Source organism: Dickeya parazeae Ech586 (genome assembly GCF_000025065.1).
Classification (GTDB): domain Bacteria; phylum Pseudomonadota; class Gammaproteobacteria; order Enterobacterales; family Enterobacteriaceae; genus Dickeya; species Dickeya zeae.
In genome coordinates this window covers 2750568-2774877 of sequence record NC_013592.1, presented here as the reverse complement: position 1 = coordinate 2774877, position 24310 = coordinate 2750568, and the positions used below count along the sequence as shown (strand labels likewise).

Annotated in this window: 21 protein-coding genes; 10 read left to right on the top strand and 11 right to left on the bottom strand. The window is 55.6% G+C overall.

Going from position 1 to position 24310, the window contains the following annotated elements; translation table 11 throughout:
• Positions 1 to 286: 286 nt before the first annotated feature.
• The 6 genes from clsB to hlyD all read right to left on the bottom strand — a co-directional run bounded on the left by clsB (position 287) and on the right by hlyD (position 7438).
• Positions 287 to 1498 carry a cardiolipin synthase ClsB gene (gene clsB / locus DD586_RS12175; protein WP_012885125.1) on the bottom strand — a complete coding sequence of 404 codons (1212 nt, stop codon included), beginning with the start codon at positions 1496 to 1498 and terminating at the stop codon, positions 287 to 289.
• Entirely contained in the window at positions 1495 to 2265 is a 771-nt protein-coding gene (locus DD586_RS12170) for an endonuclease/exonuclease/phosphatase family protein (RefSeq protein ID WP_012885124.1), read from the bottom strand. The genes clsB and DD586_RS12170 overlap by 4 nt, the downstream gene beginning before the upstream one ends.
• A gap of 91 nt (positions 2266 to 2356) precedes the next feature.
• On the bottom strand, positions 2357 to 3463 hold the full coding sequence (locus DD586_RS12165; RefSeq protein WP_012885123.1) for an ABC transporter permease: 1107 nt from the start codon (positions 3461 to 3463) through the stop codon (positions 2357 to 2359).
• A 55-nt stretch (positions 3464 to 3518) separates the two neighbouring features.
• Positions 3519 to 4709 (bottom strand): ABC transporter permease, encoded by a 1191-nt coding sequence (locus DD586_RS12160; RefSeq protein ID WP_012885122.1) that lies wholly within the window; start codon positions 4707 to 4709, stop codon positions 3519 to 3521.
• A complete protein-coding gene (locus tag DD586_RS12155) occupies positions 4693 to 6444 on the bottom strand; it encodes an ATP-binding cassette domain-containing protein (RefSeq protein WP_012885121.1) in 1752 nt (583 codons plus the stop codon). Before DD586_RS12155 ends, DD586_RS12160 begins: the two co-directional genes overlap by 17 nt.
• A complete protein-coding gene (hlyD, locus tag DD586_RS12150) occupies positions 6434 to 7438 on the bottom strand; it encodes a secretion protein HlyD (RefSeq protein ID WP_012885120.1) in 1005 nt (334 codons plus the stop codon). Before hlyD ends, DD586_RS12155 begins: the two co-directional genes overlap by 11 nt.
• A 445-nt stretch (positions 7439 to 7883) precedes the next feature.
• Between hlyD and rhlE the strand changes: the two genes are divergently transcribed.
• Positions 7884 to 9242, top strand: a complete 1359-nt coding sequence (gene rhlE / locus DD586_RS12145; RefSeq protein ID WP_012885119.1) for an ATP-dependent RNA helicase RhlE — start codon at positions 7884 to 7886, stop codon at positions 9240 to 9242.
• Positions 9243 to 9246: 4 nt separating this feature from the next.
• On the opposite strand, the gene DD586_RS12140 is transcribed toward rhlE, so the two are convergent.
• Positions 9247 to 10143, bottom strand: a complete 897-nt coding sequence (locus tag DD586_RS12140; RefSeq protein ID WP_012885118.1) for a DMT family transporter — start codon at positions 10141 to 10143, stop codon at positions 9247 to 9249.
• Between the two features lie 204 nt (positions 10144 to 10347).
• Here DD586_RS12140 and DD586_RS12135 point away from each other — a divergent pair, with 204 nt between their 5' ends.
• The 3 genes from DD586_RS12135 to DD586_RS12125 all read left to right on the top strand — a co-directional run bounded on the left by DD586_RS12135 (position 10348) and on the right by DD586_RS12125 (position 13162).
• Positions 10348 to 11091 carry an AraC family transcriptional regulator gene (locus DD586_RS12135; protein ID WP_226510872.1) on the top strand — a complete coding sequence of 248 codons (744 nt, stop codon included), beginning with the start codon at positions 10348 to 10350 and terminating at the stop codon, positions 11089 to 11091.
• 63 nt (positions 11092 to 11154) lie between these two features.
• The gene (locus tag DD586_RS12130; RefSeq protein WP_012885116.1) at positions 11155 to 12117 is read left to right on the top strand and encodes a DMT family transporter; all 963 of its coding nucleotides are present in this window, start codon (positions 11155 to 11157) and stop codon (positions 12115 to 12117) included.
• Positions 12118 to 12286: 169 nt separating this feature from the next.
• Positions 12287 to 13162: an AraC family transcriptional regulator gene (locus DD586_RS12125; protein ID WP_012885115.1), complete on the top strand. Its 876-nt coding sequence runs from the start codon at positions 12287 to 12289 to the stop codon at positions 13160 to 13162.
• Here the strand turns inward: DD586_RS12125 and pepT are convergent.
• Positions 13154 to 14395: a peptidase T gene (gene pepT, locus DD586_RS12120; protein ID WP_012885114.1), complete on the bottom strand. Its 1242-nt coding sequence runs from the start codon at positions 14393 to 14395 to the stop codon at positions 13154 to 13156. The two genes, DD586_RS12125 and pepT, sit on opposite strands and share 9 nt — an antisense overlap.
• Before the next feature lie 114 nt (positions 14396 to 14509).
• Between pepT and DD586_RS12115 the strand changes: the two genes are divergently transcribed.
• From DD586_RS12115 to cyaB, 4 genes are all read left to right on the top strand, one after another.
• Positions 14510 to 16105 carry an ABC transporter substrate-binding protein gene (locus tag DD586_RS12115; RefSeq protein WP_012885113.1) on the top strand — a complete coding sequence of 532 codons (1596 nt, stop codon included), beginning with the start codon at positions 14510 to 14512 and terminating at the stop codon, positions 16103 to 16105.
• Positions 16106 to 16270: 165 nt separating this feature from the next.
• Positions 16271 to 17206, top strand: coding sequence for a tRNA dihydrouridine(16) synthase DusC (dusC, locus tag DD586_RS12110; protein ID WP_012885112.1), 936 nt, complete (start codon positions 16271 to 16273; stop codon positions 17204 to 17206).
• Between the two features lie 89 nt (positions 17207 to 17295).
• Entirely contained in the window at positions 17296 to 17703 is a 408-nt protein-coding gene (locus tag DD586_RS12105; protein WP_012885111.1) for a VOC family protein, read from the top strand.
• Positions 17704 to 18396: 693 nt separating this feature from the next.
• Positions 18397 to 18936 carry a class IV adenylate cyclase gene (gene cyaB / locus DD586_RS12100; protein WP_012885110.1) on the top strand — a complete coding sequence of 180 codons (540 nt, stop codon included), beginning with the start codon at positions 18397 to 18399 and terminating at the stop codon, positions 18934 to 18936.
• 51 nt (positions 18937 to 18987) lie between these two features.
• Here cyaB and DD586_RS12095 read toward each other — a convergent pair whose 3' ends face one another.
• Positions 18988 to 19761: an epoxyqueuosine reductase QueH gene (locus tag DD586_RS12095; RefSeq protein ID WP_012885109.1), complete on the bottom strand. Its 774-nt coding sequence runs from the start codon at positions 19759 to 19761 to the stop codon at positions 18988 to 18990.
• A 207-nt stretch (positions 19762 to 19968) separates the two neighbouring features.
• Between DD586_RS12095 and pbpG the strand changes: the two genes are divergently transcribed.
• Positions 19969 to 20928 carry a D-alanyl-D-alanine endopeptidase gene (gene pbpG, locus DD586_RS12090; protein WP_012885108.1) on the top strand — a complete coding sequence of 320 codons (960 nt, stop codon included), beginning with the start codon at positions 19969 to 19971 and terminating at the stop codon, positions 20926 to 20928.
• Between the two features lie 19 nt (positions 20929 to 20947).
• Here the strand turns inward: pbpG and DD586_RS12085 are convergent, their stop codons facing one another.
• Together DD586_RS12085 and DD586_RS12080 are read right to left on the bottom strand one after the other, a co-directional pair.
• The gene (locus tag DD586_RS12085) at positions 20948 to 21634 is read right to left on the bottom strand and encodes a glutathione S-transferase family protein (protein ID WP_012885107.1); all 687 of its coding nucleotides are present in this window, start codon (positions 21632 to 21634) and stop codon (positions 20948 to 20950) included.
• A gap of 96 nt (positions 21635 to 21730) precedes the next feature.
• Entirely contained in the window at positions 21731 to 22507 is a 777-nt protein-coding gene (locus DD586_RS12080) for a DeoR/GlpR family DNA-binding transcription regulator (RefSeq protein WP_012885106.1), read from the bottom strand.
• A 396-nt stretch (positions 22508 to 22903) separates the two neighbouring features.
• Between DD586_RS12080 and DD586_RS12075 the strand changes: the two genes are divergently transcribed.
• Positions 22904 to 24244 (top strand): aspartate aminotransferase family protein, encoded by a 1341-nt coding sequence (locus DD586_RS12075; RefSeq protein ID WP_012885105.1) that lies wholly within the window; start codon positions 22904 to 22906, stop codon positions 24242 to 24244.
• Positions 24245 to 24310 lie beyond the last annotated feature (66 nt).

Here is a 24310-nt window from a genome sequence, read left to right as displayed (position 1 = left end):
TGACGGGTTCACCCTTGCGGGCCAGCGCAAGCGCTGTTCCATTTTGCGTTGCAAAATGGTGTGCCGCTACGCGGTTCCTTCGGCATTCGACTTCGCTGTTCGGACCGCCCGTGACGCGTTCCATACGCGGCACGGGCTTGCGCGGCTTCCCTGCCGCGCATCCGGCGAAGTCGCCCGCCTCAGCACAGTTTTTACGCCAGAAAAACCCTTGTCTGATATACAACTCTTGTCTGATATTTAAAAGGTATCAGTAGTCCAACGGGGCAAATTGCTCTGTTAGTGTTTTTCATTTCTTTTCGCTGTCATCCGCCGATGTGTGTCCCACCTGAGTTAACTGTGGGCTATGCGCCGGTAACCAGCCGACCATTGATGGGAAGCGTTTCAAAAAATGGAACACCACCACGTTTTTCAACACTTGCCAGGACGAGCGCGCCGGTAGCTGTGTCGGGTCAACCTGCACACAGTCTTCATGTATCAACTGGTGCAGATTATCGCGTAATTGCTGGTTGAACCCCCGATCGTTGATGAACAGATTCGCCTCCAGATTGAGCGCCAGACTGAGCGGGTCGAGATTGCTGGAACCGATGGTGGACCAATACTCATCTTGCAACGCCACTTTGCTGTGCAATGGCTGGCGGCGGTATTCGTAAATATCCACCCCGGCCTTCACCAGCCAGGGGTAGAGCAAGCGCGCGCCGAACAGCACGATAGGCATGTCTGGTTGCCCCTGAATAATCAACCGTACCCGCACATGCCGCCGTGCGGCTTTGCGCATCGCCCGCAGTAACCGATAACCGGGGAAAAAGTAGGCATTGGCAATCACCACTTCGCGTTTGGCACGCCGCAGCATCAGCAAATATTGTCGTTCGACATCGCGGCGATGCAGGCCATTGTCGCGCCAGACAAACAGCGCTTGTGCGTTACCGGGATGTGGGTTACGCACCGGGCGGCGAAAACGTCGCCGCCACCAGAGATATGGTTCTTCATCATGGACCAGTGCCGCCAGCATAAAACGGTAGATGTCATCCACCACTGGGCCTCGTACTTTCACCGCGTAGTCTTGTTTAGCTTCCGGGCCGTAATCACTCAGGTGGTCGGCGGAATAATTGATGCCGCCTATCCAGGCGGTGTGACCGTCCACCACCACCAGCTTGCGGTGTAGCCGACGGAACAGATTGGTGCGCATCAGGCCGAACAGGCGGGGGCGCGGGTCGTAAAAATGAAAACGCACCCCGGCTTCTACCATCGGCGCCAGAAAATCGGGCGACAGGTCGTGTGAACCGTAGCCATCGGCGGTGGCGTCCACGCTGACACCGCGTTGCGCTGCGGCAATCAGTACCTCCCGTAATGCGTAGCCTACTTTGTCTTCAAACCAGATAAATGTCTCCAGCACGACCCGATTGCGGGCCTGGCGGATAGCCTCAAACACACTGGGGTAGTATTCGTCACCATTTACCAGCAATTCAATGTGATTACCGTCGCGCCATTCGGTTCTCACAAATGGATCTCCACCGCCAGCGGCGCATGGTCGGATAAATGCGCCCAGGGTTTGGACGGCAGTAGCTTGGGTACACTGGTCTTGGCGTTACGCACGTAGATACGGTCAAGTCGCAGCAGCGGGAAACGGGCAGGGAAGGTGCGGGGCGGTTTGCCAAAATGTTGACTGAACACCTCCTCCAGCCCGGCGCGGCGCTTGAGTATGGCGCTGGCTTTCATCTGCCAGTCATTGAAGTCCCCGGCGACAATCAACGGCGCGTCAGCAGGCAGGGTGGCAAGCAGGTCACACAGCAGCGAGAGTTGCTGCCGCCGGTGTGAGGCGGTCAGCCCCAGGTGTACACACACGACATGGATATGCACATCCCGGTTGGGTACTTTCAGCACACAATGCAGAATACCGCGTTTGGCCTTATCTGATACCGATACGTCCAGATTGCGGTAGCTAAAAATGGGGAAGTGGGACAACACAGCGTTACCGTGATCGCCTTCCGGGTAGATAGCGTTGCGGCCATAGGCGTAATCATTCCACATGGTTTCCGCCAGAAATTCGTAGTGTGGGGTATCCGGCCAATGCTCCACTTGTAGCGGATGGGTAGAGTGGCGGCCTAACACCTCTTGCAAGCACACGATATCGGCGGACACCGAACGTACGGCATCACGCAGTTCAGGCAAAATAAAACGGCGATTGAGTGCGCTGAACCCTTTATGGGTATTGATAGTGAGGACAGTGAAAGAAATCCCCAATGGCGATTGCGAAACGGTACCCATGGCTTTCCCTCGTTCCCAAGTAGCTGAAAATCAGTGTAGTCAGGATTTGGCAAGTCGTCGCTGACGCCAGAGGCAAACGATTCGCTCACCGCTATCCTATCTTGTGCCTGAATAACGCATAAGCCGCGCTGCCCGTGGTCGCAGTAATGGTCAGTAGCGGCCATAAACCATGCCAGATGATGCTCAGGCTGGCGTTTTTCAGATAGATCTGTTTGGTGATGTCGGTGAAGTGGCGCACCGGGTTGGCCCAGGTGAGCTGTTGCAGCCATATCGGCATGTTCTCAACCGGAGAGACATAGCCGGAGAGCAGGATAGCTGGCATCACGAAAACAAATACGCCGATGAAGGCCTGCTGTTGGGTCGAGCAGAGCGCGGAAATCAACAGCCCAAACCCCACCAGCGATAACCCGTATACCAACATGCTGAGATAGAACAACAAGAGCGAACCGGAAAACGGAATGCGGTAAGCCAGGATACCGGCAGCCAGCACGATACTGGCCTGCACGGTGGCGACAATCAGCGCCGGTACCGCTTTACCAACAAAAATTTGCCCGGTAGAAAGTGGTGACACCAGCAACTGCTCCAGCGTCCCTTGTTCCCGCTCACGGGCCACCGACAGCGCGGTGACGATCAGGACGCCAATGGTGGTGATCAACGCCACCAGCGATGGTACTACAAACCACTTGTAGTCCAGATTCGGGTTATACCAGTGACGGATCACCAGGTGACTTTGGTGCGTCAGCGTCGGGGCGTTAATAAGCTCCTGCTGGTAGTCCTGCACGATTTGTTGAATATAGCGGGCAGCAATTTGGGCACTGTTGGAGTGGCGTCCGTCAAGTAACAGTTGGAGGCTGGTCGGCGAACCGTTTGCCAGTTGGCGTGAGAAATCAGCGGGAAAGCGCACCAGCAGCAGAGCTCGCTGGTCATCAAGCGTGGGGGCGATTGCCTGCGGGCTGTGCAACAGGATGACCTGCGAAAACGCGCTGGCGCTGGCGAAACGCTGCGTCAGCTCGACGGAAGCAGCGCCGTTATCTTCGCTGTAAATGGCGATGGTGGCGTCGGTGACGTCCAGCGTAGCGGCGAACGGGAACAACAGCACCTGTAACAGTACCGGTAATACCAAAATGGCGCGAGTCTGTGGTTCGCGCAGTAATGATTGAAGCTCTTTGCGGATTAGCGTCCACAGGCGATGCAACATACGCTTTTCCCTCCGTGCTGCTCTGGGCGTCACTGTCCCTGGTTGTGCGTCGGATCTAATCGAGCCGACGTCGGGTTTTCCAGGCGGTCAGTCCGATGAAAAACACCGCCGATGTCATCAAAAACAACAGATTCATCAGCAATACACTGCCGATGTTCCCGGCTAAAAACAGGGTTTGCAGTGTGCTGACGAAATAGCGTGCGGGGATCAGGTACGATACCGCCTGTACCAGCACCGGCATGCTGTGAATTTCAAAGATAAACCCGGACAGCATCACCGCGGGCAAAAACGCCGCGTTAAGCGCCACCATCGCGGCATTAAACTGGTTGCGTGTCAGCGTGGAAATCAGCAACCCCATACCCAGCGTGCTGGCGAGAAACAAACTGCTCATGCCAAACAGTAGCCACAGCGAACCACGATACGGTACGCCGAGTACAAATACCGCCACCACCACGCACAGCACCATGGCAATCATGCCCAGCACGTAGTAGGGGAGCAATTTGGTGAGCAGCAATTCGGCGCGGGTGACCTGGGTTGATAATAATGCCTCCATGGTGCCCCGTTCCCACTCGCGGGCGATCACCAGTGAGGTCAGAATAGCGCCGATCACCGTCATGATGATGGTGATGGCACCGGGAATGATGAAATGGCGGCTGATGGCGGCAGCGTTGAACCAATAGCGTGTCTGTACGTCAATCAGCGGTTGGTAATGGCTGCCGTTGTCTTGCGCGTATTGCTGCTGCCAAAGTTGCCATACCCCCTGGGCGTAGCCCTGTACGAACTGCGCCGTATTAGGTTCGCTGCCATCGGTGATCACCTGAATCGGGGCCGAGTCTTGTGGCCGCGCCAGACGAGTAGCGAAGTCGGCAGGGATCACGATTAAGCCGCGAATTTGCCCGGCTTGCATCTTCTCTATCAGCGCCGGGCGGTTGTCGCTCAGGGTGACGGCCAAAAAGGGTGAACCGGTAAAGGCGCGCGCCAGACTATTGGCTTCGGCGCTGTGCTGCTCCATCAACACGCCGACGTTCAAACGGCTGGAGTCGAGGTTGATGCCATAACCGAAAATAAACAGCAGCAACAAAGGAATGACGAAGGCAATCAGTGCGCTGCTGGGGTCGCGCAGGATCTGGCGGGTTTCTTTCAGACACAGCGCGCGCAGCCGTCGCCAGGAAAAACGTTGATCGTTAAGGCGTTTTTTATCACGGTGCTGGTTATCAAGGTGCTGTTCATCAAGGTCTTGCGGCATGCGTCACCTCCCGGTCGTAAGCCTGTACCAGCGTGATAAACGCCTGTTCCATGGTTGGCTCCGGCGTGTCGTCGCAGGCCGCCTGCTGCTTGAGATCGTCCGGTGTGCCGCTGGCAATAAGCCGTCCCCGGTATACCAACCCGATACGGTCGCAGTATTCGGCTTCATCCATAAAATGGGTGGTGACCATGACGGTCACGCCTTTGTCCACCATGCCGTTGATATGCTGCCAGAACTCCCGTCGGGTGAACGGGTCGACGCCGGAGGTGGGTTCGTCAAGAAACAGGATATCCGGTTCGTGCATTAACGCGCAGGCCAGCGCCAGCCGCTGGCGAAAACCCAGCGGCAGCGAATCGGGTGTTTGCTGGAAAATGGGATGGAAATTGAACGCCTGCGCCATGCTGTTCACTTTTTCCTGCTGACGTCGGCCGCTCAGGCCGTAGACACCGGAGAAAAAGCGCAGGTTCTGTTCTACCGTCAGGTTGCCGTAGAGCGAAAATTTTTGCGCCATATAACCGAGGTGCTGGCGTGCTCGCCCGGAGCCAGTTTTGAGATCCATACCCAGCACCAGCGCCTGACCATCGGTGGGTGTCAGCAGGCCGCACATCATACGAAAGGTGGTGGATTTACCGGCACCGTTTGGCCCCAGCAAACCGAAGATTTCACCACGACGAACCTGAAAATTCACCTGGTCGGTGGCGGCAAAATCACCGAATTTTTTTGTCAGGTTGCGCGCTTCGATCACCGTTTCCCGGCGATGGGTATCCAGTTGCGGCAAAATCGCCGCCAGTGACGAGGTGGCGCTGGGGCCGCCTCCCAGCAGGTCAATAAAGGCATCCTCAAAACGTGGCGCGGTATTTTGTACCCGATCAGGTGGCAGGCTGAGGGCATGCAGTAAGGCGTCGCGGTCTGCCTGTGGTTTGAGAATCAGCCGCACGTAGCGCCCCTGAATCACCCCATCGCTCACCTGTGGCTGGCGCAATGCCTGTTGCAGCAGGCGACGGTGGTTACTGTCCGGCTGGTCAAGCAGAATGCAGCGGCCCGCCATCTGTTGCGTCAGGTCGGCGGGCGCACCCCGGTAGAGCAGTTCGCCGTCGTTGAGTAGCAGTACATCGCGGCACTGTTCCGCCTCATCCAGATAAGAGGTGCTCCACAGAATCAGCATGCCATCATCCGCCAGCTCGTGCACCATGCGCCACAGCTCGCGACGGGAGATGGGGTCGACACCGACGCCTGGCTCATCCAGCAGCAGCACGTTGGGTTGCCCCAACAGCGTGCAGGCCAACCCGAGCTTTTGCTTCATACCACCAGAGAGTTTGCCAGCCAGCCGGGTGGTAAAACGGGTGAGATCGGTAAACTGCAACAGACGCTCAAACGTGGCACGCCGGATATCACCGGTAATGCCCCGCAGGTCGGCGTACAGCGTCAGGTTTTCCATCACCGTGAGGTCTTCGTACAGACCAAATTTCTGCGGCATGTAGCCCAGTCGGGCGTGTAGCTGGCGATCATCGGCTATCGGGTCGAGTCCCATCACCCGAATAGTGCCTGCGCTGGGCGTCAGCAACCCGGCCAGCATGCGCAATAGCGTGGTTTTTCCCGCCCCGTCTGGCCCCACCAGCCCGGTGACCGCCCCGGCGCGAATATCCGCACTCAGTTGCGCCAGCGCTGGTTTTTCCCGGCCAGCGAAGCGTTTTTCCAGCGCATCAAGGTGGATAAGCGGTACATCACTGGTCATGTGAGGCGTTATCCTGTTCCAGCGTGAGTGTGACCGGCATTCCCTGACGCAAGCCGTCGTCTGCATCGTTCACGATAATACGCAGCCGGTATACCAGATCGGTGCGAAGTGCCGTGGTTTCAACACTCTTGGGCGTAAATTCAGCACTGGGTGAGACGAAGCCGATACGGCCATGATAAGGGCGTCCCGGACGGCTGTCGGTGTAAATCAGCACGTTTGCCCCCGGTGCGGCACGCCCTAACTGCGGTTCACTGACGTAAGCGCGAATCCACACCGGGTGGGTCAGCGATAGAGTAAAGACGGTGCTGCCCGCATTCAGCATACTGCCGACTTCGGCTGCACGGGTGAGGATCACGCCGGGGGAGGGCGCATACAGATGGGTATCCTGCACATTGAGTTGTGCCTGTGCTTCGGCGGCTTGCGCTTGCGCCAGTGCGGCCTCGGCGGCAGCAATTTCCTGCGGTCGGTTACCACGTTGATACTGGCTGAGTTTTTCTCGCGCAGCCTGTAATGTCGCCTGAGCCTGATTGCGTGTCGAGCGGGCGTCTTCCAGTGCGTTGTCGGCGAGGGTGTGTTGCTTCCACAATCCCTGCTGTCGCTGGTAGAAACGGTTGGCGTAGTCGTAGGCGGCTTGTGCCTGCTCTACCTGAGAGCGTACCTGCGCGATTTCTTCGCTGCGGTAGCCTGCCTGTAATAGCGCCAGTTGCGCTTGTGCGTTGGCGACGCTGGCTTTCGCCTGTTGCAGCGCGTTTTGCAACGGCGCGCTGTCCAGCCTGGCTAATTGTTGTCCGGGCTGAACGACATCACCCTCATCCACATTGAGTGCCGCCAGGCGTCCACCCACCCTGAAACCGAGATTAACACTGCGGATATCCACATTGCCGTACAGCGTTAACGGCGTATTTTGCTGATGACGATGCTGCACCAGACCGTAACCGACGGCTGCGATACTCACGACCGCCAGTGCCAGCCACAGCCCTGTTTTCTTATTCATAGCGCTCCCGATGTGCTCTTGCGTCCTGAGTGTGCCCATCGAGCGCGGGATGGCCTCTCCCACTGGACGATGGCATCACTGTAAGAATAATCGCTCATTCAACCGTTTGCCGCATGCTGACTGCCGACGGGGCGGTTTGATACCCCCTTCACGGACGCTACGGTGGATGAATGGGCTTTATAATCAGTAACTAATTGATATCCATAAAGAGCAAAACTATTTTGCGCACAATGCAGAGGATAAAATGTGATCGACAGATAAAAATTCCTCAGACAAGCGATTTCCTGTTACAATCGCAGGCAGTCATGCACCGTAGTTTGTGCCCATTCATCTGGAGTCGGCGTTGTGCGGCATACAAGCCGAAGCGACGCGGAACCCATCTGTCATCACCCTAAAAACTGCACCGGTAGATACCGGGTAGGGTGACTCTGGAGTTGTTCTCGTTATGTCTTTTCAATCCCTCGGTCTGAGTGCCGATATTTTGCGCGCTGTGGAAGAGCAGGGCTACCGTGAGCCGACGCCGGTTCAGAGTCAGGCGATTCCGGTTGTGCTGGAAGGGCGCGATCTGATGGCTAGCGCCCAGACCGGTACCGGTAAAACCGCCGGTTTCACCCTGCCGCTGCTGCAACTGCTGAACGAAAGCCCGGTACTGGCGAAAGGCCGTCGCCCGGTGCGGGCGCTGATCCTGACGCCAACCCGTGAGCTGGCGGCGCAGATCGGCGAAAACGTTCAGGCGTACAGCAAATATCTGCGCTTGCGCTCACTGGTGGTATTCGGCGGCGTCAGCATTAATCCGCAGATGATGAAGCTGCGCGGCGGCGTCGATATTCTGATCGCCACCCCTGGGCGTCTGCTGGATTTGGAGCACCAGAACGCGGTTGACCTGTCGCAGGTAGAGATTCTGGTACTGGATGAAGCCGACCGTATGCTGGATATGGGCTTTATCCATGATATTCGCCGTGTACTGGCGAAGTTACCGCCTAAACGGCAGAATCTGCTGTTTTCGGCGACTTTTTCCGACGAGATTAAGGAACTGGCTGGCAAGCTGCTTACCAATCCGGCCTCAGTGGAAGTGGTGCGTCGCAATACCCCGTCTGAGTTGGTGACGCAACACGTGCATTTTGTTGATAAGAAACGCAAACGTGAGCTGTTGTCGCACCTGATCGGCAAGCACAACTGGCAGCAGGTACTGGTATTTACCCGTACCAAGCACGGTGCTAACCATCTGGCGGAACTGCTGAATAAAGACGGCATCACCGCTGCGGCTATCCACGGCAACAAGAGCCAGGGGGCGCGTACCCGTGCTCTGGCGAATTTCAAAGACGGCGACATCCGTGTGTTGGTGGCGACCGATATCGCCGCGCGTGGGCTGGATATCGATCAGTTGCCGCACGTGGTGAACTACGAACTGCCGAATGTACCGGAAGATTATGTGCACCGCATTGGTCGTACCGGGCGAGCGGCATCGACTGGCGAAGCGTTGTCGCTGGTGTGCGTCGATGAACACAAGCTGCTGCGCGATATCGAACGTCTGCTGAAGCGGGAGATCCCGCGCATCGCCATCCCGGGTTACGAACCGGACCCAACCATCAAGGCTGAGCCGATCCAGAACGGCCGTCAGGGTGGCCGGGGCGGCGCACCACGCCAGGGGGATCGCCCACAAGGTGAAAGAGCGACTGCTCGTCCACAAGGCGATCGTCCGCTTCAGCCACGTCGTGACGGCGGAGCTCGCCCGGCAGGCCGTCCGGAAGGGCAACCTGCTCGCCGTCGCCCACCGCGTAATAAGCCTGCCAACGCGCAATAATCGACTAGATGGCAGTTTTTGCCTCCGGCTGTGGCCGGGGGCGATAAAACATCACTGCATTGCCCGCCAGAATCAGCAATAACCCCAGCACCGCATTACTGTGCCACACGTATCCTTCGTACAGCGTGGAGACCGAAAGCGCCACCAACGGAAACAGCAAGGTCGCATACGCCGCCTGACTGGCACCGATCCGCCCGACCAGCGCAAAGTAAGCGCCAAACCCAATCACCGAACCAAACAGCGACAGGTAAAACAGCGAGCCGAGATATTGCAGCGAGAATTCCGGCGTGAAGCGGTAACCTAGCATCAACGCTATCAGCCCCATCGCCAGCGCCCCGTACAACATTCCCCAGGCGTTGGTCGTCATAATGTCCCGGCCGCTGTGCTGATGACGGGCACTGATCATATTGCCAAGAGAGAAACCGTACGTCCCCAGCAGACTCAAACCGACGCCCCATAGCAGTTGTGGGCTGCTGTTAAGACGCAACAGATCGTGCCAGAACAGCAGGAGAATACCGGCCAGCCCCAGCGGGGCAGCGATCATCACATTACGGCTGAGCCGGGTGCCGAAAAACAGCCGACTGTTGAAGGCGTTAAACAGCACCGCCATCGAAAAAATCACCGATTCCAACCCGCTCGGGATCCAGGCGACGGCATGATAAAAACAGAAGAAATTAAGGCCGAAGACGGTCGCCCCCTGCGCCATGCACAATACATGCGCACGTCCACTCAACGGACGCAGGCGACGCGTCAGGATCAACAGTGCCATCAGCAGCGTCGAGGCGCTGGCAAAACGCCAGAAAATCGACACTTCTGGTGGTACGTTACCATGCTGCAAACTGATGGCTATCCAGGTAGTCCCCCAGATCAGCACGACGGCGCTATAAAGCAGGCTATTCATTGTTATACTCCAGACCCTACACAGGCGCTCATTATCCGGCATTGCCGAGAGGCTGGCTGTCAGCAGGTTGCGGTGAGTAGCAGAATCCTGCGGTTTTTTATTTTGTGCAGACGACGGTGTTGGCTTATCTCGATGAGTAGTCCATTCATATATCAGCAGAACGTAGTGGTGAGGTGGTAAGAGATGTTCGTACCTGGTGCTTTCATGCTGTCCATTCGCGGCTACGGTGCGCTGGAGTCGCCCCATCGTCACGAACATGCGCAGTTAGTTTTACCGCTGTCAGGTTCGCTGAATATCGATATCTCAGGACAAAGTGCGCAGTTGGATCGCCGACTGGCCGCCTATGTTGACAGAGATTTCCCTCATGCACAGCAAAGCCATGGGGAAAACCAGTTCTTGATTGTGGATCTTGAGTCCAGTCATCTGGAGCCTTGGGTAGAGGATTATCTGGCATCATGCCGGTTCCTGAAGCTCGCCCCGGAAGCTAACCATCTGATCGACTATATGGGCGGTATGCTGGTCAAGGGGAGGGTGCCGATATCGCGGATTCAACTGTGGACGCCGTTGTTGTTAGATGCGCTGACTGGTCAGGGGTTGCCGCCGCGCTCACGGTTGGCAGGATTGATATCGGCTATTGACAGCGACCCCTTTCTGGACTGGACCATCGAGTTCATGGCGCAACAGGTGGGGATGAGCGTCAGTCGACTGCATGCTGTATTCCGAAACGAGCTGGATAACACGCCACATGCCTGGCTGGCGCATGTACGGCTGGGCAGGGTGCAGCATTGGCTGGCGACAACTAATCTGCCCATCGCTGAGATTGCCTACCGCGGCGGTTATGCTGACCAAAGCGCCTTGACCCGGGCTATGCGTAAAGCGACAGGGTTGACGCCGGCAGTGTTTCGGCAGCAGTTGCAGGAGTCTGGGCCTAAAGTACGCGAGTCTTAGTCAAGCATTGCGGTATACCTTGAGCGATACTCTCTCGTCAGCAATAGGGGAGAGAGCGGTAGAGTGGATAGCAAAAAAACAGTAGCAGGTGTGGCGTGTGGCATGGGAGCTGGCGCGCTATGGGGACTGGTTTTTCTGGCACCGGAACTGGTGCGTACGTTTAGTCCGTTGCAGATAGCCATCGGCCGCTATGCCGCGTATGGAGTGATTTCGTTGATATTACTGGTCCCGCGCTGGTCGTCTCTGGTGCGGCGACTGACACGCCGTGAATGGGTCGCACTGGGTTGGCTGTCAATGGCGGGTAACACCCTGTATTACATTCTTCTGTCCAGCGCGGTGCAGATGGCAGGTATCGCCATCACGTCTTTGGTGATCGGCTTTATGCCGGTGGTGGTGACGCTGATCGGTAGCCGCGATCAGGGTGCGGTTCCACTGCGCAGACTATTACCGTCTTTGCTGATGTGTGCAGCCGGTGCCCTGTGCATCGGTTGGCAAGCACTGGGGCCATCGGTGTCCACCGCGCGGGGATCGCAAGTGGTCGGTCTGTTGTGCGCACTGGGCGCGTTGGTATCGTGGAGTAGCTTCGCGGTAGGTAACAGTCGCTGGCTGACACGGGTGGCACCAGTTTCGGGTCACGACTGGAATCTGTTGATGGGTATTGTTACCGGCGTGCAGTCGCTGGTCTTGATACCCGTCGCCATCATCCTTAACACCAGTAACCATAGCAATATCGACTGGGCGCAGTTCGCTGGCGTATCTATCGGAGTGGCGGTGTTGGCCTCGATTGTCGGTAATCTGTTCTGGAATCAGATGAGCCGTTTATTGCCGCTCACGCTGGTTGGTCAGATGATTTTGTTTGAAACCCTGTTCGCGTTAATTTACGGCTTTTTGTGGGAACAACGTCTGCCCACGTACCTGGAGGCCGCGGCCTTTACGCTGGTCGTTTGTAGCGTAATATCCTGCATCAGCGTACACCGAAAGCCTACACATCGCGATGATGAAGACCGGTTAACCCTATCGTTATGACGTCATGATATGAGGCGTCGCGCCTGCCCGTATCGGGTCTGTTATTCTGGACATCCGCGTTTAGGACAAAAAAGACATGCGAGGCGTATCGACACGGAAAGATCCATTCCTAATCGTGAACGCTTGTTTTACTCTGTTAGCCAGAGAGGGATGTTTTTCAGGGTGACAGATGAGCCAGTACGACGCGTTTGAGGTGTTACAACATTATAAAACCCGGTTGCAGGAAACCGTGACGCTGGAGAATCAGGTGCAACTGGCGGTCTGGCAGAATAGTCACGATCGGGTCACGCTGGAAAATACCCGTCATCACACCTTCAGTATGTACGTGCAAGATGGGTACGAAAGCTACCACAAGCGTCCGGATGGGTGGTTTAACGGTGGTGCGCCGGGACGTTTTTGCCTGATGCCACAAGAGAGTCAGTCCACCTGGGATATTCGCGGTAGCCTGCGTTTTGCCCACTTTTACTGTACCGATCAGCACCTGCGCCAACTGGCGGAACAGACCTGGGATCGCAGCCCGGCGTCTATCCAACTGGATGAGCGCATTTTTGTCGCCGACCCGGCACTGGAAGCACTGTATCGCCATTTTTTGCTGACCGGTAACTGGGATGACCCCGCCAGTCAGATGATGCTGAGTTCTGCATCAACGATGGTGATGCTGCATATGTTGCGTCAATACAGTCAGTTGCAGTGGCAGACGCCGGGCAGTCGCGGTGGGCTGGCACCAGCGGTGTTACGGCGGGTAAAAGCACGGATTGACGCCCAACTGGGGGAACCGCTCACCCTGGCGGATTTGGCGATGGAAGCCGGGCTGAGCGAGTTTCACTTCTCACGCATGTTCCGCCAGAGTGAGGGGATGGCACCGCATCAGTATGTGATGAAACGCCGTCTGGCGCAGGCGGAACAGTGGCTGCGTCACAGCCGCCGTTCGATTACCGATATCGCGCTGGCCTGCGGGTTTAGCTCCGCCAGTCATTTCAGCCAGCGTTTTCGCGCTGAATACGGCATCACGCCGTCGGCGCTACGTCAGCACAACTCAGACTGATGGCTGTTGTGCGGCAAGCTGGCATAGCGTCAATGCCACCTGATACGATTTAACGAACGACGGCACCGGCAGAAACTCGAAGCGTGAGTGAAAGTTGTGCGCGCCGGTAAAAAAGTTTGGTGTCAGAATGCCTTTGGCCGACAGTGCCGCGCCGTCGGTGCCGCCGCGCATCGGAATCACGTTCGGGGTAATCGACAGTGCGCTCATGGCGGCGAACAGCAGGTCAAGCGCCCGCCGGTCATCCCCTAACGCGTTGCTGATGTTGCTGTAGATATCAGCGATGGTGCAGTTGACCTGACCGGCTGGATAGCGGGCGGTAATCTCTGCCGTGACATCGCGTATCTGCTGTTTGCGTTGTGCAAACCCGGTCAGATCGAAATCACGGATCGAGGCTTTCAGCACCGCTTCGTTGGCGTTGGCGTGAATGTCGTTAAACCAGACGTATCCCTCCCGCCCTTCGGTGTGTTCCGGGGCCTGCTGGCGATCAAACTGGCTGATGAAATCGTGCGCCATCAGAATAGGGTTAACCAGCACGCCTTTGGCCGACATCGGGTGGGCGGTCACACCGGTAAAGCGGATTTCCGCCGACGCCGCATTAAAATTCTCGTACACCACTTCGCCCAATTCGCAGCAATCAATGGTGTAGGCGAAATCGACGTTGAAACGCGTCAGATCCAGCGCTTTAGCGCCCCGCAAACCAATTTCTTCGTCCGGCACGAACGCGACGACAATGTCACCATGTGGCTGGTCATCAGGCAGATTTTCCAGCAGTGTCATCACCACGGTAACGGCGGCTTTGTTGTCCGCTCCCAGCACACTGGTGCCGTCGCTGAAAATAATGTCCTGATCGCGATAGGGCAGAATCTCCGGGTGCTCGCCAACGCGCAACCAAATATCCTGTTCCGGGTTCAGGCACAGGTCCTCGCCGGTAAAACGTAAGGTTTGCGGGTGAATATCCGGTGACAGGCCGACATCTACGGTATCAATATGGGTAATAAAACCAATGCGTGGCGCAGATGGGGTATTGCCCGGTTTCACCGCAGTGACGATGGCATGCTCGTCGCACTCTATCTGGCTCAGCCCCAGTGTGTGCAGCTCGTCTGCCAGCAACTGGGCCATCGCCATTTGGCCTGACGTGCTCGGCAGCGTGGTCGCGGCGGCGTTGCTCTGGCTGGTGACAGCCAGATAGCGGTAGAAACGGTCGGTCAACTGACGCGTCAGGTTATCGTTCATAACGGATCCTTATTGGTAAACCCCATGGAAGGTTCGGTATTGTTTTCAACCATAATCAAAGGCTTCGTTGTACTCAGCGAGCTACCTGGAAGTCAATAAAAAGCGAGGATGGGGATGAAAAACACACTCACACGCATCGCACTGGCGGCGATGACGCTGACGGTGACACAGATGGCATGCGCCAAAACCCTGGTGTACTGCTCAGAAGGTTCACCGGAGAACTTTAACCCGCAGTTGTATACCTCCGGGACCAGCGTGGATGCCAGCGCGGTGCCGATTTATAACCGGCTGGTGGATTTCAAGGTCGGCACCACTGAACTGGTGCCGAGTCTGGCGGAAAGCTGGGAAGTAAGCCCGGATGGCACGCAATACATCTTTCATCTGCGTAAAGGGGTGAAATTCCATCACAACGCCCAGTTTACCCCGAGTCGTGATTTCAACGCCGACGACGTGATTTTCTCTTTTCAACGCCAGCGTGATCCCAATAACCCTTACCACAAGGTGTCCGGCGGCACCTATGCCAACTTCGAAAGCCTGTCGTTTCGCAGCCTGATTACTGCTATCGACAAGCTCGATGACCACACGGTACGTTTTACCTTAAGCCATGCGGAGGCACCGTTTTTGGCCGATCTGGCCTGGTATTTCGCCTCAATCCTGTCTGCTGAATACGCCGAGCAGATGCTGAAAGTCGGTACACCAGAGAAAGTGGATCTGGAGCCTATCGGCACCGGCCCGTTCCAACTGGTGCAGTACCAGAAAGATTCCCGCATTCTGTATCAGGCATTTGCGGACTACTGGCAGGGTAAAGCTAAACTGGACAGGCTGGTTTTTAGCATCACACCGGATGCCTCGGTGCGTTATGCCAAGCTGCGTAAGAATGAATGTCAGGTGATGCCGTTTCCCAACCCGGCTGAACTGGCAGACATGAAGAGCAATAAAGACATTACCCTGATGCAAAAAGCCGGGCTGAACATCGGTTTTTTGGCATTTAATACCCAAAAACCACCGCTGGATAACCTCAAAGTACGTCAGGCATTGACGATGGCTATCAACAAACCAGCGATTATCGAGGCGGTATTCCAGGGCACCGGGACGGCGGCGAAAAATTTGCTGCCGCCTGGCGTATGGAGCGCCGCGTCTGATCTTGAGGATTACCCATACGACCCGGAAAAAGCCAGAGCGCTGCTAAAAGAAGCCGGTATGGCGCAAGGCACCACTATCGACCTGTGGGCGATGCCGGTACAGCGGCCGTATAACCCGAACGCACGCCGCATGGCGGAAATGATTCAGGCCGACTGGGCGCAGGTGGGGGTGAAAGCGAATATCGTCAGTTACGAGTGGGGCGAATACCTGAAGCGGGTGAAAAGCGGTGAGCATCAGGCGGCGCTGATGGGCTGGACTACCGCGACCGGCGACCCGGATAATTTCTTCGGCCCGCTATTTACCTGTCCTTCCGCCAATGGTGGGTCGAACTCATCTAAGTGGTGTTACCCGCCGTTTGATACCTTGATTACCGAAGCGCGTGCCGAGCAGGATCACCAGAAACGCGTGGCGTTATACCGTCAGGCGCAGTTCATGATGCATGAGCAGGCACCGGCGGTGATGATTGCGCACTCGACGATCTTTGAGCCGGTGCGCAACACGGTAAGCGGATACGAAATCGACCCGTTCGGTAAACACATTTTTTATCAGGTCGATATCCGCCAGTAATGCCAGTACTACAGCAATACTAACACCATAGCGGGAGGGTTCCGGCTTTCCCGCTCGTTCAATCACCCCGCTGTGACACCGTTTTTCCTGTCGATGCTTTCTCCCCGTCGACAGTTTCTCCCGCCGACAGTACCATGACGTGCCTTTTTTATGATGAGTCGAGTTATGCGCGTTTTACTGGCCCCGATGGAAGGGGTGCTGGATTCCCTGGTGCGGGAATTACTCACCGAAGTGAATGATTACGATCTGTGCATCACCGAATTTTTGCGGGTGGTGGATAGCCGCCTGCCGGTAAAAGCGTTTTATCGCCTGTGCCCGGAATTGCGCCACGGTAGTCGTACCCCATCCGGCACCCGGGTACGGGTACAACTGCTCGGTCAGTACCCGCAGTGGCTGGCAGAAAATGCCGCCCGGGCGGTGGAACTCGGTTCCTGGGGGGTTGATCTCAACTGTGGTTGCCCATCGAAACTGGTTAACGGCAGTGGCGGCGGAGCCACCTTGCTCAAAGACCCCGAGCTGATCTACCAGGCTGCCAAAGCGATGCGTGACGCGGTGCCGCTATCGCTGCCGGTGACGGTAAAAGTGCGCTTAGGCTGGGATTCTGGCGAGCGCCAGTTCGAGATTGCCGATGCGGTAGCACAGGCGGGGGCCAGTGAGCTGGTGGTGCATGGGCGCACGAAAGAGGATGGGTATCGGGCAGAGCGCATCAACTGGGCGGCGATAGGAGAAATCCGCCAACGTCTGCGTATTCCCGTTATCGCCAACGGAGAAATCTGGGACTGGCAAAGCGCACAGGATTGTATGGCCGTGACCGGTTGTGATGCGGTGATGATTGGCCGTGGCGCGCTCAATGTGCCTAACCTGAGCCGGGTCATCAAGTATCGCGAGGCACGTATGCCGTGGGCGGAAGTGGTGCAATTGCTACAGAAATACGTGCGACTGGAGAAACAAGGCGACACCGGTTTGTATCACGTTGCGCGAATCAAGCAGTGGCTGGGCTATCTGCGTAAAGAGTATGACGACGCCAGCGAGCTGTTTAGCCAGATTCGTGCGCTGACGACCTCGGCCGATATCGCACGGGTTATCGACAGCATCCGCTAAAGGATGCCTTGCTGTGCCATCCTGAGCGTCGTAACCTGTGTGCCTTACCTGCTCGTTTATGCATTGGCCTGAAAGGCGCGAGGTTGTTGATGTTATCCGGATTCAATCATTTGACATTATCGGTGTGCGATTTACCGCGCAGCCTGGCGTTCTACCACCATTTGCTGGGGTTGCGACTGGAGGCCGAGTGGGCTACGGGCGCGTATCTGTCATTACCGGGATTATGGCTTTGCTTGTCACTGGAACCGACACGTGGCGATATCGCCGCGGGCTATACCCACTATGCATTCAGCCTTTCTGCCGATAATTTTTCGTTGTTTTGCCAGCGTCTGCGTGATGCGGGCGTTACAGAGTGGAAAGATAACCGCAGTGAAGGCGACTCGCTCTATTTTCTCGACCCTGACGGTCACCAACTGGAGGCGCATGTTGGTGATTTGGCGTCACGGCTGGCGCGCTGCCGTCAGGCCCCTTACCACGCGATGACGTTTTATTCGTGAAGCCGGGCTGTGAAAAGAAAATTTACAACAATATCTCTTCCTGATCGGCAAAATGCGTGATGGCAGATTGAATTATTATGCTTTCGTATCTATACATGAGTATCAAAAAGCAAGATTTGTAATAATGACGGGGTGAAATAGAGAAAATAGTGATGAAAAATACGACGATCCACATTCCACATGGGAGGGTGACAGGATTCATGGTTACGTGGGGTAAGTGAAAACAGCGACTGGTTTTTATCGTTACGATAACCGGTAACGGTAGATCGTCTGACGCAATGAGATTCATTTTGCCAGCCAGCCATGATGGAAAATGGAAGACTGGTTTTTCTGGTAAGGAATAGATGGCGTTTCTGTTTAATCCGTTCTCTTTTTTCAGCATGGTGAACGCACACTGTGCTTTTTGCTTGTGGTGCTTATTTCAGCACATCATGCCAATGAAGGCTGGCGCAACTCACGCGTCGTTATCCGGAGCAATATCCAGGTGATACGATTCCAGATAGGTAGAGTGCAGGGCGGTTGGCGGCGTGATAATTGAGAACCATTAGCTATACCGCTGACAGCCTGAATAAAAGTTAGCATAATAATCTATCTGATGATTAATATTACATAAGCTGATCGTCTGTTGTCCTGCTTGTAGGTATTTGCCAAATAAGGAGACGATCAGAGAGAACCGATAAGCGGAGAAAAAAAGTGCACGAGCATTTTAGAGGGAAATATGAAGTTGAATTGAAATTTCGCATTCAGGATATTATCGCTTTTCGTGAAAAATTATTCAGTCATCATCCTGAATCGTTCGTATTCGAAAATAAGGAACATGATATTTATTATGATTCAGCGGAAAAGAAGCTAGGTCAGCAAAATATCAGTATGCTGTTACGCCGTATGGCACCATCCGGGATTAAGCTATGGATTGTGAAAGGTCCGCGTACTGGCCGTTGTGAAGCCGTCAACGTAGAATCATTCGATATGACAGACAGTATGCTGAGAACGCTGGGTTTTTTGCCTATATTTGAAGTGAATAAAACCCGTAGCATCTATTTTCTCGACCGGTTTCACATCACGCTGGATTATATTGAGTCGTTGGGTCATTTCGTCGAAATATCCTGCATGACGGAAGACGAAACAGAACTCGATATTCTGGGTGAACATTGCCAGGATTGCGCATTACGGCTGGGGTTACAGATGGACAGCATCGAAACCCGCTCCTACCGTCAACTACTGGGATATTAAGTGGCGTCACCCAATAGAGCGTGACACCACCTGTTCCACGAGCCGGGGCTATCAGCCCCTATCGCCCTGGTCTTTATCGGCGGTGGCGTCGTTGTCGGAGGCCGCGTTGTCGCCGTAATACAGCGTACCGATGCGGATGATATCGCGGCCCTGCGCCTTGCGGTGTTTATTGGTATCACGCAGCGAGTAGATACACCCACAGTATTCCTGCTGGTAGAAACGCTCGCGTTTGCTGATGTCAATCATGCGGGCTGAGCCACCGCCTTTACGCCAGTTGTAGTCCCAGTAGGTCATGCCCGGATAGCGACTGGCGGCGGTGACACCGCACTGATTGATCTGTTGCATGTTCTTCCAGCGGGAAATACCTAACGAGCTGGAAATAACCGAAAAGCCGTGCTCGTGTGCGTACAACGCGGTGCGCTCAAAACGCATGTCGAAACATAGGGTGCAGCGAATACCACGTTCTGGTTCCCATTCCATGCCTTTAGCGCGTTCAAACCAGTTATCGCTGTCGTAATCCGCATCGACAAACGGAATACCTTGTTTTTCGGCAAAACGCATGTTTTCTTCCTTGCGGATCAGATATTCGCGCTGCGGGTGAATATTCGGGTTATAAAAGAAAATAGTGTACTGGATACCAGACGCGGTGATAGCTTCCATCACTTCGCCTGAACACGGCGCACAGCAGGAGTGCAGCAACAATTTGTCAGCCTGATTAGGCAGTGTCAGCACTGGGCGTTGAAAGCCGGTGCGCGGTTCATTGCCGGTGGAGTGTTCCTTATGGGTGGAGTGTTCCTTTTGGGGTAAGAGTTCCTTGTCAGACACGGCGCCATCCTTATCTTCATGGAGTCATCAGCGGTGGGCAGTATCGGTTATCCACTTATCGATGACAACCGGGCACCCGTTGGGATACGGCTGTCAAACTTTGTCACAAAGCTTTTAAGACAGGCGGAGTGCGTGCGATCCGTCGGCGCATTATAATGCGTCGTTCTTTTTTTTCAGTTAACAGTACACTGTTTAAGCTATTGAATAATGAATAAAAAATTTCGGCTTTCCGTTGTAAGCCTGCTGTTGCTTTCCGCCCCTGTGTGTTTTGCAGCACAGGCCGTGGCTAAAACACCTGTGACACAGCATGCCCCATCCCGTCAGGAGATTGCCTCCGGCAGTGCGATGGTGGTGGATATGCGTAATAACGAGGTGCTCTATTCCAGTAATCCGGATGTGGTCGTACCGATTGCCTCTGTGACGAAACTGATGACCGCCATGGTGGTTCTGGATGCCAATCAACCGCTGGACGAGCTGATTTCCGTTGATATCAGCCATACCAAAGAGATGCAAGGGGTGTATTCCCGCGTGCGTCTGGGCAGTGAAATCAGCCGCCACGATATGCTGTTGCTGGCGTTGATGTCGTCGGAAAACCGTGCTGCTGCTAGCCTGGCGCATCACTACCGTGGCGGGTATCAAGCGTTTATCACTGCGATGAACGCCAAAGCGCGTTCGCTTGGCATGATGCATACCTACTATGTGGAACCGACCGGGCTCTCAACCAGTAATGTGTCTACCGCACGTGATTTGACCAAGTTGCTGATTGCGTCCAAACAGTATCCGCTGTTAAGCCAACTCAGTACCACGCATGAAAAAACCGCCGTGTTTACCCACCCGTCTTACACACTGCCGTTTCGTAACACCAACCATCTGATTTATCGTCCGGACTGGAATATTCAGTTGACCAAGACCGGTTTTACCAATCAGGCAGGCCACTGTCTGGTGATGCGTACGGTGATCGGTGGACGCCCGGTGTCGCTGGTGGTATTGGATGCGTTTGGCAAATTCACCCATTTTGCTGATGCCAATCGCCTGCGTAACTGGCTGGAAACGGGGAAAGTGAGCCCGGTTCCGGAAGCGGCGCTGAGCTACAAGCAGCAGAAGTCACTGGCGTCACGCCAGCCGCATGGCAGCGGAGCTGGCGTCACTGCTGAGGTAGATGAATAACCGTCGGATAAGGGCGGTGTTACGACGCCGCCCGTTGGTCCTGAACTATCCGGCCTGATGCCGCGATTTCCTCTTCGTGGCCGGGTTCGCGCCAGGTTTCTGCCAGTGCCTGCTGGTACCATAACTGCATCGCCGGTTGTGCCAGCATGTGGCTGGCATACTGTGCCGCCGCGCCCGTCAGTGGCAGTGCATAGGTTTGTGCCCGGAAGACTACTGGGGCGAAAAACGCGTCAACGGCACTGAACTGCGCTCCTGCCAGAAATGGCCCGCCAAATCGCTGTATACCTTCCTGCCACAACTGATTGAGCCGGTCGACATCGCGTTGCAATTCCGGGGTGATGGTATGAAGTTCCACCCGTACGCCGCAACTCATCGAGCACTGGTTACGCAAGGCGTTAAAGCCGGAATGCATTTCCGCCGCCGCGCTGCGCGCCCAGGCACGGGCCGCCTTGTCTTGCGGCCATACCGCTGGGAAATCTTCCGCCAGATATTCGGTAATGGACAGCGAATCCCAAACGGTGATGCCATCGTCAACCAGACAAGGGACTTTGCCGGTCGGTGAGAATGTTTTGAATGCCGTCTGGACGGGGGCGGGGGTAAACGGGGTCAGGATCTCTTCAAACGGGATATCCAACGTTTTCAGCAGGATCCACGGGCGCAGCGACCAGGACGAATAGTTTTTATTGGCGATGTGCAACTGATACATGTTTTCCTCCGTGGGAGATATAACGATGGGCGGTGTCGTTTTAGATGTATCACGAAATCAGCAACATGGCACTGACCGATTAGCTCGTCCCTCGGTTCAGGCCAACAGCACGTGAGCGCAAACCGCCTGCAATGCCGGGAAGTCGGCATGACTACTGCTGCCACTGTCGGTAATCAGCAGGTCGATATCCGTGGGAGCGGCGTAGATAACACGGCTGGTAACGCCAATCTTGCTGTGATCCGCCAGCATGATGCGTTGTCTGGCATTGCGAGACATCGCTCCGGCAATCGCTGCTTCATGGTGGGAAAAGCTGCTGGCGCCAGACTTGCTGGCAATACCGACCGGCGAGAGCAGCGCGATATCAGCGCGATAACGTTGGATTTCCGTCACTGTCAGGGCACCGCTGGTGGCCTGTGCGGCTGCGCCCATGTGGCCGCCGAGCAGGATAACCTCATGTGGCGCATGCTCGTCGGTTTCTGCGGCGGTGAGCGTCAGCGCGACGTTCAGACTATTGGTGATGATGGTCATGCCGGGAAGCACCAGCAATTCTGCAGCCAGCAAGGTGGTGGTGCTGCCGGCATCAATAAATAATGTCTGGCCTGCTTTCACCTGCTGCGCCGCCAGTTGGGCAATCGCCCGTTTCTCCAGCTCCCTCACCGTGTTGCGAACGGATAGCGGCGGCTCCGGCTCGACATTCGTCGCGACGATACCACCATGAACCCGGCGCAATACTCCCTGAGCTTCCAGCTTGAGCACATCACGCCGCACGGTTTCCCGCGACACACCAAGGTGCTGAATGATGTAGTCGGTACTGACCCGGTTGAGGGACGACAGCAGCAGGCGGATACGATGCAGACGGGTTTCTTCAAGCATTAGCAGGCATTCTCTCAGTCAGGATGACAGTCGCCGTCATTATAACGATAAGACGGCAGACTGGCAGGAACAACACAGGGTTGGTCTTTTTGTGTTATTTTGTGCATTTAAGCATAGCAGGTGTCACCGTGTTGGCAATGGTCTGCTGGAAAAACGAGATGAACGCATATATTTATTTGTTTTTGATTGATTAAATTGCTTTTCATGCGAAGGAATATATCGCGTGATAACGCGCTGAATCACGGGTTTTTTTGAGGAGAGAAGAGTCGATTTTATAGTGCGTATTTTTGTATTTGTGTATTTTGTTGCTTTTGGTGTAGGGTAGTGTTCATCAGGCGGCACCGGAGAGCCGGTCGCCATCACGCGTTGGCACACTACTTTTAATCGGGAGTCATCATGGCGACACGTTCAACCATCATGGATACCAACAGCTTCCGGGCTGAGCACGCCGCGGCACTGAGCGACAATATCCGCACGCTGACCGAAAAACGCGGCAGGGTACTGGGGGAGTCTTACCGACTGTTCTACCGCAACCCGGTGCATCTGGTGCGTGGTGAGAAGCAATACCTGTGGGATGCGGCGGGTAACCAGTATCTGGATGTATACAACAACGTTGCCAGTATCGGCCATTGCCATCCGGCGGTCATTGCGGCGGTACACGCGCAGATGTGCCAGCTCAATACGCACACCCGCTATCTGCACGACCGCATTCTGGATTACACCGAAGAGTTGCTGACGCTGGTGCCGACGGCTATCACCAAGGCGATGTACATGTGTACCGGCTCGGAAGCCAACGATCTGGCGATTCGCGTCGCGCGCGCTTACAGCGGTGGCACCGGGATTATCGTGACCCGTGAAGCGTATCATGGCACCAGTGAACTTACGTCCGGTGCATCGCCAGCGTTGGGTAGCGGCCAGCCGATTGCGGCAACGACACGTCTGGTCCCCGCGCCGGATCGCTATCGTGTCGAAGCGCCGGATTTGGGGGCCTGGTTTGCCAATGAAATTCAGAAACAGATCGATGACATGGCCGCGCACGGCATCAAGTTTGCCGGTTTTCTCGCCGATTCGATTTTCTCCTCTGACGGCGTGTTGCCGGGGCCAGCCGGTTACCTGCAAGCCGCTATCGATGTGGTCCATGCCAACGGCGGCATCTTTATCGCCGACGAAGTACAACCCGGCTTCGCCCGTACCGGTGACGCGTTCTGGGGATTTGCCCGCCACGGCATCGTGCCGGATATCATCACGATGGGCAAACCGATGGGAAATGGTATTCCGGTCTCGGCGCTGCTGGCGAAACCCGATGTGCTGGCGGCATTCAGTGATGAGATTCCCTATTTCAATACCTTTGGCGGTAATCCGGTATCGATGGCGGCGGCACAAGCCGTACTGACGGTGATCCGTGAAGAGAAATTGCAGGAGCACAGCAAGGTCGTCGGTGCCCAGTTACTGAAAGAGCTGGCAGGGTTGGCGGATCGTCATGCCTGTGTGGGCGATGTTCGCGGTGCCGGGTTGTTTATCGGTTTTGAGCTGGTGAGCGATCGTGATAGCAAAACGCCGGACAAAACGCGCGCGTTGAACGTGATAGAACAGTTGCGTGAACAGCGCGTACTAACCTCGGTCGCTGGTCCGCACGGCAACGTGCTGAAATTACGGCCAACGCTGGCGTTTCAGGCGCATGATATCGACTGGCTGGTCGGCGCGCTGGATAAGGCGTTGAGCGCCACCGGCTCCTGATTGTTTCGACGTGCGATGAGCAGTCGTCTGACGATAACTAGCCTGAACGGTGTTTGATTCCTCCCC

What these genes read in the sequence shown, in the direction of transcription:
- DD586_RS12170 (WP_012885124.1), bottom strand. Translation starts at nt 2,265, where the DNA reads ATGGGTACCGTTTCGCAATCGCCATTGGGGATTTCTTTCACTGTCCTC.
- DD586_RS12165 (WP_012885123.1), bottom strand. Translation starts at nt 3,463, where the DNA reads ATGTTGCATCGCCTGTGGACGCTAATCCGCAAAGAGCTTCAATCATTA.
- DD586_RS12160 (WP_012885122.1), bottom strand. Translation starts at nt 4,709, where the DNA reads ATGCCGCAAGACCTTGATGAACAGCACCTTGATAACCAGCACCGTGAT.
- DD586_RS12155 (WP_012885121.1), bottom strand. Translation starts at nt 6,444, where the DNA reads ATGACCAGTGATGTACCGCTTATCCACCTTGATGCGCTGGAAAAACGC.
- hlyD (WP_012885120.1), bottom strand. Translation starts at nt 7,438, where the DNA reads ATGAATAAGAAAACAGGGCTGTGGCTGGCACTGGCGGTCGTGAGTATC.
- rhlE (WP_012885119.1), top strand. Translation starts at nt 7,884, where the DNA reads ATGTCTTTTCAATCCCTCGGTCTGAGTGCCGATATTTTGCGCGCTGTG.
- DD586_RS12140 (WP_012885118.1), bottom strand. Translation starts at nt 10,143, where the DNA reads ATGAATAGCCTGCTTTATAGCGCCGTCGTGCTGATCTGGGGGACTACC.
- DD586_RS12135 (WP_226510872.1), top strand. Translation starts at nt 10,348, where the DNA reads ATGCTGTCCATTCGCGGCTACGGTGCGCTGGAGTCGCCCCATCGTCAC.
- DD586_RS12125 (WP_012885115.1), top strand. Translation starts at nt 12,287, where the DNA reads ATGAGCCAGTACGACGCGTTTGAGGTGTTACAACATTATAAAACCCGG.
- pepT (WP_012885114.1), bottom strand. Translation starts at nt 14,395, where the DNA reads ATGAACGATAACCTGACGCGTCAGTTGACCGACCGTTTCTACCGCTAT.
- DD586_RS12115 (WP_012885113.1), top strand. Translation starts at nt 14,510, where the DNA reads ATGAAAAACACACTCACACGCATCGCACTGGCGGCGATGACGCTGACG.
- dusC (WP_012885112.1), top strand. Translation starts at nt 16,271, where the DNA reads ATGCGCGTTTTACTGGCCCCGATGGAAGGGGTGCTGGATTCCCTGGTG.
- DD586_RS12105 (WP_012885111.1), top strand. Translation starts at nt 17,296, where the DNA reads ATGTTATCCGGATTCAATCATTTGACATTATCGGTGTGCGATTTACCG.
- pbpG (WP_012885108.1), top strand. Translation starts at nt 19,969, where the DNA reads ATGAATAAAAAATTTCGGCTTTCCGTTGTAAGCCTGCTGTTGCTTTCC.
- DD586_RS12085 (WP_012885107.1), bottom strand. Translation starts at nt 21,634, where the DNA reads ATGTATCAGTTGCACATCGCCAATAAAAACTATTCGTCCTGGTCGCTG.
- DD586_RS12080 (WP_012885106.1), bottom strand. Translation starts at nt 22,507, where the DNA reads ATGCTTGAAGAAACCCGTCTGCATCGTATCCGCCTGCTGCTGTCGTCC.
- DD586_RS12075 (WP_012885105.1), top strand. Translation starts at nt 22,904, where the DNA reads ATGGCGACACGTTCAACCATCATGGATACCAACAGCTTCCGGGCTGAG.